Annotated in this window: 1 rRNA gene; it reads right to left on the bottom strand. The window is 47.6% G+C overall.

Annotated features, from left to right (window positions below):
* Window positions 1-85 (bottom strand): 5S ribosomal RNA (gene rrf / locus KNO79_RS15530); the annotation flags it as partial.
* Between the last annotated feature and the right edge of the window lie 140 nt (window positions 86-225).

The raw sequence follows: 225 nt of genomic DNA, 5'->3' as shown, positions 1-225 counted from the left end.
TCCCCCAACTACTTTCGGCGCTGAGACGCTTAACTTCCGTGTTCGGCATGGGAACGGGTGTGGCCGTCTCGCTATCGCCACCAGACAAAATGAATATTAACACCGCGTCATACGCATGTCAATATTGTTTTAGGGTTTGTTCCCTGAAAACTGAGGATTCATCAACACAAACCATTAGACTAGATCAAAGCCTCGACCGATTAGTATCATTCAGCTCCACGTGTC

The organism is Exiguobacterium sp. s43 (assembly GCF_018617255.1).
Taxonomy (GTDB): Bacteria; Bacillota; Bacilli; order Exiguobacteriales; family Exiguobacteriaceae; genus Exiguobacterium; species Exiguobacterium profundum.
Note: the sequence above shows the minus strand (reverse complement) of the source record. Positions and strands in the feature narration are given on the sequence as shown.